Below are 17566 nucleotides of genomic sequence, written 5' to 3'. Positions count from 1 at the left end.
AACTATTATTATAACGCCGCTCTATGGGCATATGAAAAAGGCATGGTGGGTGGAACGAAATTTAACGCCTCCACGCCCTGCACCCGCAGTCAGACGGTGACTTATCTGTGGCAAGCGGCGGGAAAACCGACTGCCTCCACGTCTAGTAGTTTCACCGATGTAGGCGCGGATTCGGACTATGCGGCGGCGGTCAATTGGGCCGTTGAGAAAAAGATTACCTCCGGCACGTCCTCCACAGCGTTCAGCCCTGACGCAACCTGCAACCGGGGACAGATTGTGACATTCCTGTACCGCGCTTATTCAAAATGATACGGCAAGCAGCTATGCAGCGGATAAAGCTGAATAAAATATAGACGAAAAGAGAGGAAGTGCATTATGAACTTCAAGGCAACACGCAGACTCATTTCAGCAGTACTCGCAATTGGAATCATGGTATCTGGCATAGTCCCGGCTTTCGCAGAAACCGGGGGTTCTAACTCGGCGTACATAACGGACTATAATACCGGAGCAAAATCGGTGCATATGGATTTTACCGGCTACTTAAAAGAGGCCAGCGCGCAGGGTAAGAAAGAATCTCATTCGGTTTCCGGGAGAGGCACTGTTAATTCGCAGGACTGTGCATTACGTAGCTCCGGGAAGCGCAATTCTTATTACGAAAGATTCCAATTATAATGGAGAAATCAATTGCTATGTAGATGAATACATAATTTTGAAAGACGGAAGCGCTATGTTGTGTGCGGAATACTTTATTGGCATTGATGAGGCCCTCCGCAATGCAGACGCCAAGAAAACCGCTGAACATAAAAGCAATGCAAATGACGATTCTCCGATACGGTTTAACATGGATAGTAGCGGCGTTCCAATGTACTATTTTTCGGGACAAACCTACATGGGAGAGGGCATTCTTGGGTCTGATGCCGAAATCAGAACCGACATCCCTACAAAAATTGAGTTTCGTGACTATGGATTTGTGGATCAAAGGGACTTGTACAAGGATATGCTTGAATGCAGTTGGAACTTTGGGAACACGGATCGGATTTATCGGTTTGTTTATGAAATGCATCCCAGCGAAGGGGAATCCAACTGGAGAAGCGTTAATATCCGGGTGGCAAATACAGACACGGCAGCGGAAAAAGCCGGTACATTTTCTGATGTAGGCACAAGTTCTTTTTGCTACGATTCTGTAAATTGGGCGGTAAAGCAGGGCGTTACCACCGGCAAAACCGACACGGCCTTTGCTCCGGACGAAACCTGCACCAATGCGCAAATTTTGACGTTCCTCTGGAGAGCTGCCGGGAAGCCGACCACTGCGACTTCTAATCCCTTTAGCGATATAAACGATGGCAACTATTATTATAACGCCGCTCTATGGGCATATGAAAAAGGCATGGTGGGTGGAACGAAATTTAACGCCTCCACGCCCTGCACCCGCAGTCAGACGGTGACTTATCTGTGGCAAGCGGCGGGAAAACCGACTGCCTCCACGTCTAGTAGTTTCACCGATGTAGGCGCGGATTCGGACTATGCGGCGGCGGTCAATTGGGCCGTTGAGAAAAAGATTACCTCCGGCACGTCCTCCACAGCGTTCAGCCCTGACGCAACCTGCAACCGGGGACAGATTGTGACATTCCTGTACCGCGCTTATTCAAAATAAAATTTTAAATGGATAAATAATTGATATGCGCAGCAGTAAGGCAGTTAAAACGATTGTTTTAGCTGCCTTACTACTATTTCGTGTTGACATTATAACTCATTTAATGTATATTTAAATATGTGAAAGGAGCGTTGACTATGCAGGAGATTGCCAAGAGGTTAAAGGGTCTACGAGAGAGCGTTGGCCTGTCACAAGCTAAAATAGCCAAGTTAATAGGTGCGACGCAAGCTAGTGTGAACCGCTACGAAAATGGACAGACTTCTCCGCCGCTGAAAGTATTGCGCTGGTACGCTGACTTTTTCGACGTATCAATGGACTATGTCTTTGCCAGGACGGAGCAGCCGGAGGGGAAGCTATACGAACACAAGCCGAATGTGGTCGGGGCGATTGCACGGGACAATAAGGAACTGCGGCAGTTTGTGGATATGTGCTTTGACCCATTGTCGCCTGTCAGCGAAAAGTTACGGGAAGTGCTTACGCAGATGTTAGAAGAACAGCATAAGTAGGCGGGACGTTTCCCCTTGCGGAGTATATTCAAGAATTCCCACCAGTCAAGGTTAAAATGAACTGATAAATCAGACCTTGACTGGTGGGAATTCTTGAATGTGCGGATTTCAAGGGCAACGCTCCCAATGAGGCAGACGAGCCACCCACGATGTAACAAAGGAAGTGCTTCCATGAACATTGTCATTTATGCCCGCTATTCCAGCCATAGCCAGACCGAGCAATCTATTGAGGGACAACTTCAAACCTGTTATGAGTACGCCAAGCAGAACGGGCATGCCGTTGTGGGCGAGTACATAGACCGGGCACAGAGCGGCACAACCGACAGCCGTTTGGAGTTTCAAAGGATGATTGCCGACAGCGATAAGCACACTTTCGAGGGTGTTCTTGTCTATCAGCTTGACCGCTTTGCCCGCAACCGTTATGACAGTGCCATCAACAAGGCCAAGCTAAAAAAGAACGGTGCGCGTGTCCTCTCCGCAAGAGAGAATATCAGCGAGGATGCCAGCGGCATTTTGGTGGAGGGTGTTTTGGAGAGTATGGCAGAATACTACTCTGCCGAGTTATCCCAAAAGATACGCCGGGGAATGAATATCAACGCCGAAAAATGCTTGAGCAACGGCAGCAATCCCGGCTTGGGTTATCGGATAGATGAGGAACGGAGATTTCACGTTGACCCGGTAACTGCTCCCATTGTGCGCGAGATCTTCGAGCGGTACACTAGCGGCGAAATGGTGTCCGACATTATCAAGGACTTAAACGCCCGGCAGATTAGAACTTCCATCGGTAAGGACTTCAACAAAAACAGTCTGCACCGACTTTTGCGAAATAGGCGGTATATCGGCTATTACATCTACAAAAACACTGAAACGCCAGATGGGATGCCCCGCATCATTGAGGACGAGCTTTTCCAGCGGGCGCAGCACATCCTAGGCCGCAATAAACAAGCCCCGGCGAGGTCAAGGGGCAAGATGGAATATCTACTGACCACCAAATTGTTTTGCGGCTATTGCAAGGAACTAATGACAGGCTACGGCGGCACAGGAAAATCCGGAAAAAACTACTTTTATTATGCCTGTAACAACTATAAGCGGCACAAGTGCAAGAAAAAGGTAGTCAGCAAACAGGCTATCGAGGACAGAGTTATTTTGGAGTGCCGCAAGCTGTTGACCGAAAGCAACATTGAGAAAATCGCTCAATCCGTGGCGGCAGCGTGTGACGCTGATTTTGACAGTTCAGCGGTTAAGCGTTTGAAAGCTGCTTTGCAGGAGGCCAATACTGCCATTGAAAACCTCTGGAAAGCGTTGGAAAGCGGCCAATCGGTGGAGATGATAACCGGACGCATTGAAAAACGGCAAAAGGAAAAAGAAGAATTGCAAGCGCAAATCGCCATTGAGATGAATAAACAAGTTGTATTCACCGCCCCCCAAATCTCCGCTTTCCTCTATGCACTGAAAAAAGGCGGTATCAACGACGAACATAACCGCAAGGGCATTATCAATATCTTTCTCCGGGCGGTCTATCTCTGGGATGATAAATTTACGCTGATATTGAACGGCGGAGACAGGCCCATTGAAATTGACGGCAGCTTGTTAGATGAAATTGAGGCCGACAATGCGGCTTGTGGGTGTTCATCGTTGGTTGCGGACGCTCCACCACAACATTTAACATACGAACCTTTGGATTGTAAGAGTTCGTATGTTAAATGCAATGCTCCACCAAATTAAAGTCATGTATGAGGATTTGACCCCATACATGACTTTTTGTTTTATTTATGCTAAAATTAAAAAGACATATTATTTATAGCATATTAAGGAGTGAATGAACGCAGCATGAATATAAAATGCACTGTAGATTTGGTTGCCATGGTTGCAATATATGTAGTTTTCCTTTATAAGAAATGGAATATAAAAGGCAGAGATACCCTTCTTGTAAATACACTTATGTACGTATATATCGGATTAGTTCTTTATGTTACGCTAATGCCAATTATTGCATCCATTCCATTTATTTTTAATCATCCCTATGTCCCTATAAATCTGTTGCCGTTTGATGACTATTTAAATGGAAGAGGCGATACGGTTAGACAAATCGTGTTGAATGTATTCATGATGATCCCGTTTGGATTTCTGTTACCCGTAATAAAAAAGCAAAATCTACTCTCCTGCATCGCACGAACATTCATTTTTAGCCTAAGTATTGAATTGTTACAGCCACTTATTAATGGTTCCCGGGCAGCGGATATAACCGACATAATCACCAATTCTGTTGGCGGGACTATAGGTTACCTCTTATATTTGCTTTTCAAACCAATAGTAAACGTTGTTTTGCAACGAGTAAAATCGGGTTCTGCAAAGACATAGAAGGTAGCTCAATTTAATTGGAATGTTTCCCCAGTATGAGCATAAGCGAAAGAACCATAATTATTTTGAATTTTTGATGATATTATTTATTAAAGTGATAGTTTGAATCCTTATACTATAAATAACATGATATTCAGATTTGATGCAGCTCCCAGAAAAGAAGCCTTGAGAAATCAGGGCTTCTTTCTTTTTTGCTTAGAACTGCAACGGGTTGAAGATTCTTCTTTGATTGGTGCTCATTCGCAAAAGAATGACGCGTGTCCAAAAATAATTGAAAAAACGGACAAGAATCTGGACATAAAATTCCTCCAATTGACTTTTCAGTTGGTCTGGGAGATCGGTTTATTTGTGCTCCATCCGCTCGTCTATGGCATTAGTTCTAAATAAATATGACCACAGCCGGTAGTCAATCGGCCTATCTGATATAGGCCTCAGCGTGGTTTTGCACAAGACATCTCCAGCGGCTTATTTTTCATTTTTAGATGCATAAAATTGCCTCGACGAATATAACGTAGTGGGGAGGGTTGAAAATGTATGACAGAATAGCAAACACAAGGTTTACCATTCGCGACGGTGAGACCGGGAATTATATTGGTGAAACCTATTTTTCCCTGCCAGACCCTGCTGAAATCGCTATCCTGAATTTAATTAATTACAACGCAGTACCTGACGTTATATTATTGACCAATGTGACCTTACTAAATCCAGGTGCTGGATATACTCAGCCGGGTGTTTCGGAAGTAAAAAAGCGCGGTTCGATTCTAACTGCAATGGCCAGAGACAGAAATTCTAAGGAGTGGGTTCCCGTGAAAGTACGGCTAAAATACGATATGATGGCAAGAGGAAATCTTTCCGGAAATATTTATTTCTATGACAGCATGGAGTTAGGGGATATAAAGGTTATTAGTGTGGAACAAGTGCAGCCCTGATAAATGAATTCCCCGGAGCATACCAGTGGTAAGTTTCGGGGGATTTTTATTATGCGCTGATAACCTCTGGTCAATAAGCCCTGTATGCAAAGTTAATTGACTTTTGGGGGGTAAACTGTACATAAGTGTACAATATATAAAACGAATAAAGGCCCCATTCTCTAGAAAAATCTCTCAGAGAATGGGGTCCCTTTATGTCCTTATACTCCCGCCTCCAATCCAACAGTCTCCGGATGGAGAAAAGCACAAAACTATTTACAGACCCTTGCTATGCGCAGCATCCGAATCGGCCGGCGGCGGAGTGGAACCACATCCATGTTTCCCTTTGCCGCCACGGTTTCAGACATACCCTCACATATGCCGTCTTCCTCAACCAGCATAGAATGATCTGTCACCAGCTTATTCCATTGGGCAGCCGGGCCATAGTCCTCCATGACCGGAGCCCTGTCTTGCAGCAATGCGAGATATTGTTCGATTCTATCCGTATCCATCTCCTCGCTTGATGCGGCCCATTGATGAGGGGCACCGTCCTGCCGATGATTTTATGGGCGGCGTTGAAAATTCGTCCATGGCGTTCCCCTGGCCTGAATTGCCGTTGTACTCGTGCAGCTCATCCGCGATGCAGTCGTCGATGCGGCGCTTGCACTTGTGCTTCATATACGTGCTCAAGGGGTTTCTCCGAGTGACAAACTGTGCGCGGATGCACGTAAGCCATGGGCCGATCTCCCCGGGACCATTTTTAAAGTTATCTTTAATAAAAATTACCAAAAAATTGACACTAAGTATTCAACATGCTATCGTATATATACGATAGCAATTAATATTGTAATCTATCTGTTCAATGTATTCTGTAGGATGATCCAAAGCATTTTAGCATGGCCAGAAGCTAATTTGCTATGCAAAAGACAACCGCATCTATCCATTTACTATTTTGAGCTATCGGCTTGTTTGAAGGCTAATGCATTGAAACAGGAGTATTGGAATAACTGTTACTTTTTAACGAGAGACAATGATTCACACCTACCACGTGCAAAGATGAGAGGAGAAGAATGGAATGCATAGTGACAAGGAAGTAGTCATGTTTTATTATTATCGCGAGTGGTGCCCGAATTGTGGATATGAAGCATGGAATGGGCAAAGGGTTGAAAATGGTTATGATCGTCATGAAGACAAGAGCTTTTGCTATGCTGTCCCGGCTCAATATCATTGATGACTAACATTCATTGGCAAAAGAAGGAGTTCATGCCCCAGCCCGAGTTCCCCTTGTCGGAGTCGGTTATAGCCGCCGCGCTAGAGGAAATCGGACTGTCCTGGAGTATTGAACAGGCGGATGAGTACTCAGACGGAACGGATACAAGCATCGGTTATTCCTTGCACCGCTCAGAAGATAAAGTCGGTTATAATGGCGTTTTTATCACCAGCTATGATTCTGAACAGCTTGGCCACGTACTTCAAATCTATTTTCGTGAGCCGCAGAATAAAACATGGTGGCAAGAAGAGAAAACCGCCTGTTGGGAGGACTGGCGCGAGACGCTTGTATTGGTTGCACGGCTCTATGGAGGGTTTGAGGACGCGGAGGAGATTTATAGAGTCTGTTCTAGTGTGGAGCTGCCACAGGACACCAATATCCTCTGGCAAGGTATACTCACCGGTGGATATTTTTGTATGGTGACAGAAACCCCTATGAAACCCGAGCGCTTTTCAGAAGGGAATTCTGTATTTTTTTCCGTCTATAAATCTGAAGATGCTTATCTCCAATTTCAGCAGATAGCCGAAAAAGTCAGGGAAGAAAAGACGTCATAATAAGCGTGTCTTCATGCTAGAACTTACGGCTCATGACGATTCAGCAAATTCTATACCATATGCTTATAAGCACTCTCTCAAAATGACCTATTCTTATAGTACATCAGTTCATCTCCAGAATGTTTGTTCTGCCCGCCTCGCTCTCCGAGAGTTCCGGCTCCGGCATTTTTGGGGGTCCATGACTTCAGAGCATGGCCATGCGCAATCTCGTGGCCCACGGTTATGGCACAGTGAGTACGAATACCTCCCGGGAAATCGTGGCCGAGGATATTTCAACGCCCAAACCCTGTTGCACGGATATCCTGAACGAAGAAACTGAGTAACGGACGGGGCGCAGCAAGCGCCCCGTCCGTTACTCATACCCCCGTGGATCATCGTGGTCATATCAAACACGCCCTCTGGAAGCTCTACCCACTGGTAGGTGGATTCGTTTAGCAGTTTGTAGAGCAACAGGAGTGCCCAATATCCTTAACGGTTTGTTTTGCCTTGCTGGTTCGTGCTGAGCTTTTGACAAAGCTCGTAGGACTCATAGATGTCTACTCTCAAAGAAGCGGATTGTTTCCGTATAGGAAAGCTGTCTTCGTTATAAGTTCTATAACTGCTGAAGGTATAGGACACCCTGCAATATCCCTCAGGAAGTTGCACGTCCCCCCTATAGGACACCCTGCTATATCCCGCAGGTAATTCCACGGCCTTGCCAAAGAAATCTTTTGGAACTTCTTTTTCTAGGAACGCCTGATAAACCTCCTCTTCATTCTCGAAACCACCGTAAAGCAGCGTGGCAAACACGATTTGCTGCTTCCAGTCCTCCCACACAATTTGCTCAGAATCAACGCTCTGATCAAATACTGTATATAACACTCGTTCGCCCTTATAATTTGCAGAGGAAATATCCGCGAGAAACGCGCTATAGTTGGTGCCGTCAAAAGTTTCTGGTGGACTGCGAACTACATAATGGATATGTCCTTTTCTATACGAATTCGTTTCTGATTCGGAAATAATCCCCGGCAGCCCGGTTTTTTCCAGCGTAGCGGTAACCACTTCCTCCTCTAATGGAAAAGTAGTTTGAAACCGTTCGTCTTTTTTAGAGCCGATCTGCGAGAAGAGTACCCCAAGCACGCAAACCCCCAAAAATACATATAGCAATCGCTTCAAACAACCACCTCACAATCATTTTCATTTTGGCCGTGAGCGAAACCTGATGAACATAGTGCAATCAAAGGTTTTGGAACTTCACACTGCCCTGCACGGCAACTGGGCGCAGAGAACTCTCGAAAGAAGTGCTGCTCTGCGCATTTATTGTGATGATGCCCGAGGTCTTAGCTAGGCCACTGAAAATTTCCATCTCTGTTGGCGGCAGCTATAGGCCGATACGTTTCAAAGTCTTATTATCGTCTTATCTATACGTCTGTTGTGCCTTTAGCCGCGTCATATATCCTCCATGATAAACCCCTTGATTACATTCCGCTCCATGCCTTTCGTTAAAATGAATAATATCACAAAAGAAAGATGCTTGCAAATTTATAATAATTGACACAAGCATTCGCCTTATGTTTTAGATAGTGCAAACAGCGTTTCGCAAAATACTGGAATCGTCAAGGGCGAGATCGGAGACGGCGAAAATCTGCTCTGCCGTGTTCACTCCGAGTGCCTGACGGGCGACTGCTTCGGATCTTTACGCTGCGACTGCGGTGCGCAGATGGCAGCGGCTATGCGGCAAATCGAGAGCGAGGGCCGCGGCGTACTGCTCTACATGCGGCAGGAGGGGCGCGGCATTGGGCTTTTAAACAAACTCAAGGCCTACGGACTGCAGGATGAGGGCATGGACACGTTGGAAGCAAATCTGGCATTGGGCTTTGCGGGCGACCTACGGGAGTATTATATCGGCGCGTAGATTCTTCAGGACTTGGGCGTAAAAAGTATGCGGCTGCTCACCAACAATCCAGACAAAGTCTATCAGCTTTCGGATTTCGGCCTGACGATCACGAAGCGGGTTCCAATCCAGATGCAGGCCACCGCAAACGACCTTTTTTATCTGCGTACCAAGCAAAAACGCATGGGGCACATTCTGAATTATTAAGGAGACTTCTACCATGAAAACTTTTGAGGGAAATCTAGTATCGAACGGGCTGCGCGTGGGCATTGTTACGGCGCGCTTCAACGAGTTCATCGTCTCCAAGCTGCTCAGCGGCTGTGAGAATACGCTTGTGCGCCACGGCGTCAAGGAGGAAGATATTTCGCTGATGTGGGTGCCCGGCGCATTTGAAATTCCGCTGGCGGCCTCCAAACGGGCGGGAAGCAAGGCCGGAAACAAGGGGTCCGAGTGTGCCGAAAGCGCCATAGAAATGGCTAATCCACTCTGCACGTTGCGGTCGTCCGAAGCCTGACCAGCCGGCAGTTTGGACAGGGATTATGCGCAAGGCTGAAATTCGATAAGTGAAATGTGTCTTTATTAATGACCTCATTTTCATGCCATTTACATGCCAGCTAAGATTCTAATCAAATCTTTTCTTTACATAAACAATCTGCATTAGTAGAAAATTTTCTCTGCCTATTTGTTTACAAGCCCAGGGGATACCCCTGGGCTTGTCCTGTAAAACCATAGCTCTAAACCGCTGGCGCAGCGGTATCGAAACTCCAGTTCCTTTTTCTGTTAAGCCTGCTACAAATACTAGTATCTGCTGTACCTGTCAAATTCCGGGCCAGCGTCGGATTCGTCCATGTTTGCAGCAGCGCACTGCGCTTCATTTTCGGCGCGGTTCTGGGGGGAAACCTCAACTAACAACTAAATCATCAACGGCGCGAGTACTGGGAGTTTCCGACGTTGACGAGGATAAAAGATCCAGATACTCTTCAAGGCATATACCCTGCTCATGGATTTCTTTTGCTACATCCTTGCCTACATAGCGATAATGCCACGGTTCATAGATAATACCTGTTATATCGGTCTTGTCAGAAGGATAGCGAAGAATGAACCCATATTTCCAGCTGTTTTTGATTAGCCATTGCTGCACATCCGTTTTTTCCTGTGAGGAATTCAAATTTTGATTGTGGATATCTACAATGTCCACTGCAAGTCCCAAATGATGCTCGCTGGTCCCGGGAATTGCGACGCTCTTTGCCGCCTCTGTTTTTGCGTCGTCAGCGGAATACCCTAAATTTACGTAATGTTTCACTTTTCTAGCAAATAATTGTTCCTGCTTTTCCTTTGTACGATAAGAGGAACAAATCAAAGGAGATTTGCCTTCGGCTCTGCAATCGTCCATCATTTTCTGGAGATCCGGATAGCAGCGCTCGTCAACCGCATGCCCATTCTTGAGCTTCGTAAGCGTGATTGCATAGTCATTCGGTAGTGGATTCCACTGATTTACTAAGATTAGCGCCCAATCTTGCGTTTTCTCAGAAGGTTGCTCAGATTGAACACCTGTATCTTCATGCTGCGAGAGATTCGATAAATTAGCTGTATTCTTTGAAAGGGTACTTGGAGAAACCACTGTATGTAAACTTTCTACATGCGTTGATAATTTCAGGTCTTCCACCTGATTGACAGTCGATGTTTTAAAAAGCATCCCTAAGAAAAAACCTGAAACAAATAGTACGAAATATACTACAAGTTTTCTTCTTCGCTTGACCTTTTTTCGAATGTGATTATTTACCGCCAAATTGTTCTGCCGGTTGTAGCCATATGACTGTTCCATTATGATCCCCCTATTTCTCTAAGTCGTTTACAGGTTTATCATAATTGCTTGATTTTGCGGAGTTATCATCGAGATGGCACATAGTTGTAAATTCTTAATTAATCTGAGTGATTCACGGGCGTTTATTTAAATATAAATATGCCCTCCAAACGCACAGGTTTGGAGGGCATGTTTATTGTAAAATCCCATGAATCTATTTGTGCAATCAGCCTACGCCGTCGGCTGCAGACATGATTTCAATGATGTCTGCAGAACGTGAATCAATAATCACATGATACGTTCCTATCAGAGGAAAATCATTTTGGTCTGTGGGGTAGAACGTAATGCCCCAGATTGGGGAATCAGGATCAGCGACGTTGAACTTGGTGCTGGTGGAAAACCTAGCCCATGTCTCTTCAGTCAGCGCAAATTTCTCCGTGACCGCATTTTTAGCTGTTTTGATGGCGATCGTTTCAGATAAGTCCTCCTCCGACGGGGTTCCGGCAACAAACTTAATGGCAGAATCAGGATTCTCTTTGGGTGGAAAGGGATGTTCCAAACTCGCCTGCCCTTCGTCGGGCAGCACTTCATCCCAAATAATCGTTTGATTACCTACGTCGTTTGTAACCACTGTGGTAACGTACTTAGTTGTAATGTTTGCGTTCGTGCTAACAAGGGGCACATCCGATGTTACTATCGGAGCCTTCTGGTCATTATCTATTGCCAGGGCATTGGCAACAAAAAGACCGTTTGCAACGATAACCCCTGCTCCGATTACCGCTGTAATCGCCAATCCAAGTACGAATTTCTTCGCCTGCGCTTTCATTGAATCGATCACTCCTTTATTGCTTTTACTCATATAGTTATCGGTCTGCTGGATTAGAATCATTGTCTAATGCTTCAGAGCTATCGCAAATTTTCCGCAAGATTGTAAATTTCATCGTTATTGACGTACCGATATTGGGCTTTGAAAAAATCTCCATTTGTGCATGGTGTAAGTCGCAGATTTCCTTGCAAAGAGCCAGGCCCAAACCCGCGCCGCCATAAGCGCGTGATCTTGATTGATCCGCGCGGTAAAAAGGCTCAAAAATCTTTGAAATGGCATCTTGGCTTATTCCTGTTCCATTATCGGTAATCGATAGAATAAAACTGCTTGCTTCACGATGGGCTTTTACTTCGATTTTACCTCCATCCGGCAGAGCACGGAGTGCATTTTCCATTAAATTGAGAATTAGGGATTCTATTAAATCCTTATCGCTTTCCATGTAGGGTACTTCTAGATTTTTCTCAATGCGGACCTGCTTCTCATTGATAATCTGCTCTAATGATCTTTCCGCATAAGATAACACTTCACGCAAGTCGATGGTTTGGGGGTGGAGCTCCATATGGTTCAGTCTGGCCAAACTCATTAACTTTTGCGCCATATTTTTCATTCTTTCGCTTTGGTGAATGATGTAATCTATGGCTTTTTCATACTCCTCCTGTGTGTACTTCGCATATTTTAAAAATTCGCCATAGCCCATAATGGCTGTAATTGGTGTTCTCATTTCATGGGCGAGGTTATTAATAAATCTTTGCTTCGCTTGTGTTATGTCGGAGAGTTCTTGAATATGCGCCTGTACGGAATCCGCCATAGTGTTGAAATTTTTGGAAAACTCACCGATTTCATCTTTGCTCCTTATGTCGGCGCGTTTCTCATAATTACCGTCGGCAATTTCTTTGGTAATTTGATTTAATCGACGTATGGGATGTGTTAGCTTCAATAACAGGAACAGCAGAACGACGGAGAGCAGCACTGCCACCACAATTCCTACCGTCACGGTGTGTTGAATCATCTCGGCTTTATACGCGGTTAAATTCTGTATGTCTTTGATATATACAAATTTTATGTTGGAATATGGCGCCTCCAGATAGCCTGTAATACTATAATATAGAATCCCGTTAAGTTCTCTTCGAATCGTACTCTTTTCTCCCTGCTTTATGTTTAGCTCCGGTCGTTCTTCCACTGTATAAGGGAAATTTGAGTACGCTTTTTGATCATTATAGTATAACTCCATGTAAATTTTTTGATCTGCATAATACTCACCGTAAGGGAGCATGTACATTTCCAAGTTATTTTCATTAATTTCGTCATATAGTTTTGAAATGGCGGAGATCCTGTTTTGCAAGGAGTATTGGATCACATGTCGTTCGCTGTCTGCCGTTGAATATGCCTGCTCCATACTCAGTGAATAACTTTTAGTAATAAGGAAAAGCGCGGTGGCGTCAAAGCCAATTAAAAATATCACAATAATAAATAAGTAGGATTTTTGCCAGAATTTCATCGCGGAACCTCCAGCCTATATCCCATTTTGAACACAGTCTTTATTTTATCATCCAAACACAATTTTTTTCGCAGCCTCTGTATGTGCACATCAACCGTCCGGGTTTCACCCATATAATCATATCCCCAAATCAGTTCCAACAGCTTTTCCCGTGAAAGCGCAATGTTTTTATTGCGAATCAAGACCTCTAAAAGCATAAACTCTTTTGTTGTCAATTCTACTGGCTCATGATTCAAAGTAGCAATGTGGGCATCAAGATCCACTTCCAAATTATCAATCATAAACGTATGACTGTTTACTTTATATCGCTTCAGAACAATTTCAATTCTTGTTACGAGTTCAATGATTGCAAAGGGTTTTACCATATAATCATCCGCGCCAAGTTTAAGACCGGTTATTTTGTCAGTCAAATCTTCCTTTGCCGTTAGAAAAATCACAGGGATTTCTAACGGTTCAATTTCTTTCATAAGCGTAAAGCCATCTTTTCCAGGTAGCATAATATCCAGAATAATCAAATCCGGTTTGTATTGTTCTATGCTGTCCATCACATCGTTTCCATTACCCACCTTGATTCCTGTATGTCCTACCAACTTAAGGTTCATTAAAATCAAATCGGCTATCGCCGCTTCATCTTCAACTACAATTATTTTTGCCATTGTCACACCACCCCTTTCTAATTATAACAACAAATACAGAATAAGTTGTATCAGAGTTGTAAAATGGGTTCTCATAGGGGAGGCCATCATTTTCTGAATCAGCGCGCAATTAAGGCAGCCTCCGGAAACATTTTCCGGAGGCTGCCGGTTGCGTTTGTAATGATCTTTATTTTCTGCACGACCGAAATGCCTGTGAAAACGGCTAACTGCAACGGTTAAACAGCGATGTTACGTTTTTACTTTTTCACGACACATTTTTTCTCCTCTATTGCTAAAAACACAGTCGATTTTTGTTTGTAACCTGTTGGATCCTATGTTAAAATTATTTATCAGTCTTAAAGGCAGTCTTTACGAAATAAAAGGAGCCGGCCGATGATTAGTATTGCAATATGTGACGACGAATTGCAGCAACTTGAGCGAACAAAGGACTTGCTCAAGAACTACGCTTTTGAACATTCGCAATATGATATAAAAATCCACTCCTTTGCTGCGCCATTAGAACTGCTTTCCTTTGTGTCCGCAAATGGTGGATTTGATTTATTGCTGCTTGATGTTTATATGGACGGTATTCTAGGAACAGATGCAGCACGTGAATTACGCGATATGGGTGATACGTGCCAGATAATTTTTCTGACCACCTCGCGCGACCATGCGATAGATGCCTTTTCCCTGGGTGCCACACATTATTTGGTTAAGCCATATTCCGAAAAGGAGTTCTTTTCGGCGCTTGACAAGGTGGTGGATAAGCTTACAAAAAAAGATGAAGCTTATATTACAATTAAATCAACCGATGGTATCAGCCGTGTGGACTTGAACAAGCTCGTATACTCTGAAACAAATAACCATGTCCAGAAATTATATTTGTCAGACGGCAGAGTAATCAATGTCCGCAAAGCCTCAACCGAGCTATTCGAATCGCTTCAAGATGAGCCGCGTTTTTATAAATGTGGCAGTACCTATATCATAAATATGGACTACATTGTAGAGCTCTCATCCAAAGGCGTGGCCTTTTCTTCCGGTGCCAGGATTCCAATTCTCAGTCGGAAATACATGGAACTAAAAAAACGGTACATGGATTACAGCTGCCGCATCTGAACGGGAAGGAGCCTTATTCGTATGCTTTTCGGTTTGTTGGTCCTCTTTAGGTTTTTACAAACGGCTGCTTATATCAGTCTGTTCTTCTTTTCGCTCATAAAGCTGAAGGAACCGAAAAGAAAACGGGTCGCAATTACAATTGCGATTTATGCTGCGGTTGCCGGGGCATATTGTGCCGTTCTGCTGGTATATGGGCAGGAGCTTGCGGAACGCCTGATTGTACCCGTGGAAATCGGGTTATGTCTGATTTTACTGATTATTTGTTCTGCGGATAAATGGAACATATCGCTTTTTGTCATGTTTACGCAGTTCAATTTATATCTTGGGATCAGTTATCTTTCGGATGTGTGCACCACCGGGGCCATAGGCCTTACCTATCACATTGAATATTTAATATACCGAACGGTGCTGTTCGGCGCACTTTTATTTTTTAATTTCAAATATCTGCGTCCTCGCTTCCGCAGACTGGTAGAGGTCATGGGAAAAGAGTGGCGATTAATCACTCTGGCTGCCTTCTTCTTCTACGTTTTGGAGGCCGTTATTCTATATTGTCCGCGTTTTTACTGGTATGAGACAGACAACCGCCTGTATCTCGTTGCAAGTTCTTATCTGGTGTTTTTCAGCGTCTACTGGCTAATTTTTCGATCCATCAGTGCAATTGTGGAAAAATATGAATCTCAGGAGCGGGAAAGGATTCTCGCACAGCAAAACAAGATGTGGGAAGAACAGCTCGAAGAGCAGAAAAATGCCGTCAACGCTGCCCGTCGCGACCGCCACGATCTTCGCCATCACTACGACACTCTTTTGTCGATGCTGGAGGGTGGAAAAACGCAGGAAGCCGTGTCTTATCTGACTGCACAGACGCAGAGAACAGAGAGCGTCGTTCTGTCCGCCGTTTGCCAGCATCCTGCTGCAAATGCCATCCTGTCAAGATGGGCGGCTCGGGCAAGGGAGAACGGCATTAAAACGGAAATAGACGCGAGCATTCCCGCAAATCTTCCGATGGACGAGGTTGCGTTGGCTGGCATCCTTGCCAATTCCTTTGAAAATGCCGTAGAGGGCTGTCTGCGTACACCTGAAGGCACGGAGAAATTGATTACCGTAAAGATCGCTTACTCCGTTCATAATGGCACCAGAAAGCTTCACATTGTTTTTGAAAACACCTGCGCGAACACCATTACCTTTGAAAGCGGCTTTCCAAAATCGGAGAAGCCCGGTGGCGGAACCGGGACAAGGAGCATTGCCTATGCCGCTGAACGCTATAAAGGTGTGGTGGAATTCACTGCACACGACGGTGTATTCAGAACCCGGGTGCTGCTCCACTTGTAAAAACTGACATATTTCAACATTTACGCCAAATATTCTGCAATTACGCCACGGCCGGTTTTCGGCCGTGGTTTTTTTGTATCATTCATACTAAGAAATTAGCTTTGAGGAAGTGATTTTGAAAATGGGAGAACCCGAAGACAGAACCGCGGAGCTAAAGACGGCGACAGGTAACGTTGAAATCGCACGAGGTGACGTCTGCGACGCTTTTGAACAGGACCCGGACCGGCTGTTTTCCGCCCAGGAATGCTGGTATTGCAGGTATGGAGATTTCGGAATTTTCACCGAACAGCCCTCGCAAAAAGGCATATGCAGCTTAAGCAAGATGAAGGAGGAAAAGACAAAATGAAAAAGAGACTTTTAAGTATTTTGCTTTCGGTGTGTATGGTGCTTACCCTGCTGCCGTGCTTTGCCATTACCGCAATGGCCGCGGGGGAAGTAACCTTACTTGTAAACACTTCCGCGGCAGATGACAGCGCAGCTCGCGGAACGGACGCAAAATATAAAACACTTGCCGGTGCGGTTGCCAAGGCTGTGAGCGGCGACACAATCAAGTTCGAAACTGATTGTGTGGTCGATGCAACTGTAATGATTGAGGGTACAACGTTAACCCTTGACCTGAATGACAAATTAATTACGTGCAGCGTTGATAATTCCTACTATACGAATTATTTAATTAACGTGGGAAATGGCGGAACCTTGACTGTGACCGATACGGGGAGTGGTTCGGGAAAAATACAATATCCTTCACCGATTGCGGTCACGTCCAACGGAACCTTCACTGTTGCTGGAGGAACGATAAAAGCAATTTCGGGAGGATACGGTCCGGCAATTCATTGCAACAACAGCGCAGGCAAGGTCAATGTAACAGGAGGAACAGTCATTGCTGATAATGGAGGCTCTGAAGGTTATGGCGCAATCAATGGCTCAGGAACAACAAATATTTCCGGCGGAACCGTGGTTGGAACAGGCGACACGCCGGCAATCAAAACCGTCGGGATCGTCAATGTATCCGGCGGCTATATTAACTCGTTGAGTTCTCTGTCCGGAAGTACAATCAATGTTACCGGTGGTAACATTGTATTGTTCCGTATTTTTACCGGCGGCACAGCCTATGTTACCGGGGGCACGATTAATACAATCAATCATGACGGCACATTACAAAATCGCAATTCACAAGCCTTAAAATTATATATTCTCACAGGGGGAGATCCTAATACATCGGTCTCATCATT

The 17566-nt window shown here is 44.9% G+C and carries 20 protein-coding genes and 1 pseudogene; 14 read left to right on the top strand and 7 right to left on the bottom strand.

Annotation, left to right across the window (positions count from 1 at the left end):
* The 6 genes from RT018_RS05675 to RT018_RS05650 all read left to right on the top strand — a co-directional run.
* Positions 1 to 309 (top strand): S-layer homology domain-containing protein (locus RT018_RS05675; protein ID WP_312940052.1); only part of this gene is annotated, 309 nt, incomplete at its 5' end.
* A 418-nt stretch (positions 310 to 727) separates the two neighbouring features.
* The gene (locus tag RT018_RS05670; RefSeq protein WP_312940051.1) at positions 728 to 1654 is read left to right on the top strand and encodes an S-layer homology domain-containing protein; all 927 of its coding nucleotides are present in this window, start codon (positions 728 to 730) and stop codon (positions 1652 to 1654) included.
* 137 nt (positions 1655 to 1791) lie between these two features.
* Positions 1792 to 2160, top strand: coding sequence for a helix-turn-helix transcriptional regulator (locus tag RT018_RS05665; RefSeq protein ID WP_312940049.1), 369 nt, complete (start codon positions 1792 to 1794; stop codon positions 2158 to 2160).
* A 171-nt stretch (positions 2161 to 2331) separates the two neighbouring features.
* On the top strand, positions 2332 to 3885 hold the full coding sequence (locus RT018_RS05660) for a recombinase family protein (RefSeq protein ID WP_312940048.1): 1554 nt from the start codon (positions 2332 to 2334) through the stop codon (positions 3883 to 3885).
* A gap of 105 nt (positions 3886 to 3990) precedes the next feature.
* Positions 3991 to 4521, top strand: coding sequence for a VanZ family protein (locus RT018_RS05655; RefSeq protein ID WP_312940046.1), 531 nt, complete (start codon positions 3991 to 3993; stop codon positions 4519 to 4521).
* Between the two features lie 530 nt (positions 4522 to 5051).
* Positions 5052 to 5450 (top strand): hypothetical protein, encoded by a 399-nt coding sequence (locus RT018_RS05650; protein ID WP_312940045.1) that lies wholly within the window; start codon positions 5052 to 5054, stop codon positions 5448 to 5450.
* A gap of 251 nt (positions 5451 to 5701) precedes the next feature.
* On the opposite strand, the gene RT018_RS05645 is transcribed toward RT018_RS05650, so the two are convergent.
* Positions 5702 to 5941: a hypothetical protein gene (locus RT018_RS05645; protein WP_312940044.1), complete on the bottom strand. Its 240-nt coding sequence runs from the start codon at positions 5939 to 5941 to the stop codon at positions 5702 to 5704.
* Positions 5928 to 6119, bottom strand: a complete 192-nt coding sequence (locus RT018_RS05640) for a hypothetical protein (protein WP_312940043.1) — start codon at positions 6117 to 6119, stop codon at positions 5928 to 5930. The genes RT018_RS05645 and RT018_RS05640 overlap by 14 nt, the downstream gene beginning before the upstream one ends.
* Before the next feature lie 573 nt (positions 6120 to 6692).
* Here RT018_RS05640 and RT018_RS05635 point away from each other — a divergent pair.
* On the top strand, positions 6693 to 7253 hold the full coding sequence (locus tag RT018_RS05635) for a hypothetical protein (RefSeq protein ID WP_312940041.1): 561 nt from the start codon (positions 6693 to 6695) through the stop codon (positions 7251 to 7253).
* 197 nt (positions 7254 to 7450) lie between these two features.
* Positions 7451 to 7576: a hypothetical protein gene (locus RT018_RS05630; protein ID WP_312940040.1), complete on the top strand. Its 126-nt coding sequence runs from the start codon at positions 7451 to 7453 to the stop codon at positions 7574 to 7576.
* 145 nt (positions 7577 to 7721) lie between these two features.
* Here the strand turns inward: RT018_RS05630 and RT018_RS05625 are convergent, their stop codons facing one another.
* Positions 7722 to 8408: a hypothetical protein gene (locus tag RT018_RS05625; RefSeq protein WP_312940038.1), complete on the bottom strand. Its 687-nt coding sequence runs from the start codon at positions 8406 to 8408 to the stop codon at positions 7722 to 7724.
* 436 nt (positions 8409 to 8844) lie between these two features.
* On the opposite strand from RT018_RS05625, the pseudogene ribA reads away from it, so the two are divergent.
* Positions 8845 to 9333: pseudogene (ribA, locus tag RT018_RS05620) on the top strand (GTP cyclohydrolase II); the annotation flags it as partial.
* Between the two features lie 13 nt (positions 9334 to 9346).
* On the top strand, positions 9347 to 9640 hold the full coding sequence (locus RT018_RS05615; protein ID WP_312940035.1) for a 6,7-dimethyl-8-ribityllumazine synthase: 294 nt from the start codon (positions 9347 to 9349) through the stop codon (positions 9638 to 9640).
* A gap of 387 nt (positions 9641 to 10027) precedes the next feature.
* Here the strand turns inward: RT018_RS05615 and RT018_RS05610 are convergent, their stop codons facing one another.
* The 4 genes from RT018_RS05610 to RT018_RS05595 all read right to left on the bottom strand — a co-directional run bounded on the left by RT018_RS05610 (position 10028) and on the right by RT018_RS05595 (position 13910).
* A complete protein-coding gene (locus RT018_RS05610; RefSeq protein ID WP_312940033.1) occupies positions 10028 to 10951 on the bottom strand; it encodes a M15 family metallopeptidase in 924 nt (307 codons plus the stop codon).
* A 205-nt stretch (positions 10952 to 11156) separates the two neighbouring features.
* Positions 11157 to 11756: a hypothetical protein gene (locus RT018_RS05605; RefSeq protein WP_312940032.1), complete on the bottom strand. Its 600-nt coding sequence runs from the start codon at positions 11754 to 11756 to the stop codon at positions 11157 to 11159.
* A gap of 37 nt (positions 11757 to 11793) precedes the next feature.
* On the bottom strand, positions 11794 to 13254 hold the full coding sequence (locus RT018_RS05600) for a HAMP domain-containing sensor histidine kinase (RefSeq protein WP_312940030.1): 1461 nt from the start codon (positions 13252 to 13254) through the stop codon (positions 11794 to 11796).
* Positions 13251 to 13910 carry a response regulator transcription factor gene (locus RT018_RS05595; protein WP_312940028.1) on the bottom strand — a complete coding sequence of 220 codons (660 nt, stop codon included), beginning with the start codon at positions 13908 to 13910 and terminating at the stop codon, positions 13251 to 13253. Before RT018_RS05595 ends, RT018_RS05600 begins: the two co-directional genes overlap by 4 nt.
* A gap of 372 nt (positions 13911 to 14282) precedes the next feature.
* Here RT018_RS05595 and RT018_RS05590 point away from each other — a divergent pair, with 372 nt between their 5' ends.
* The 4 genes from RT018_RS05590 to RT018_RS05575 all read left to right on the top strand — a co-directional run.
* Entirely contained in the window at positions 14283 to 15005 is a 723-nt protein-coding gene (locus RT018_RS05590) for a LytTR family DNA-binding domain-containing protein (protein ID WP_312940027.1), read from the top strand.
* 21 nt (positions 15006 to 15026) lie between these two features.
* Entirely contained in the window at positions 15027 to 16334 is a 1308-nt protein-coding gene (locus RT018_RS05585) for a GHKL domain-containing protein (RefSeq protein WP_312940025.1), read from the top strand.
* Between the two features lie 115 nt (positions 16335 to 16449).
* Positions 16450 to 16680: a hypothetical protein gene (locus RT018_RS05580; protein ID WP_312940023.1), complete on the top strand. Its 231-nt coding sequence runs from the start codon at positions 16450 to 16452 to the stop codon at positions 16678 to 16680.
* The coding region (locus RT018_RS05575; RefSeq protein ID WP_397359781.1) for a hypothetical protein at positions 16677 to 17566 on the top strand (890 nt) is incomplete at its 3' end. The genes RT018_RS05580 and RT018_RS05575, both read left to right, overlap by 4 nt.

Source organism: Oscillibacter sp. (assembly GCF_032060045.1).
In the GTDB taxonomy this organism is placed as follows: domain Bacteria; phylum Bacillota; class Clostridia; order Oscillospirales; family Oscillospiraceae; genus Oscillibacter.
This window is presented reverse-complemented; position numbering and strand designations above follow the sequence as displayed.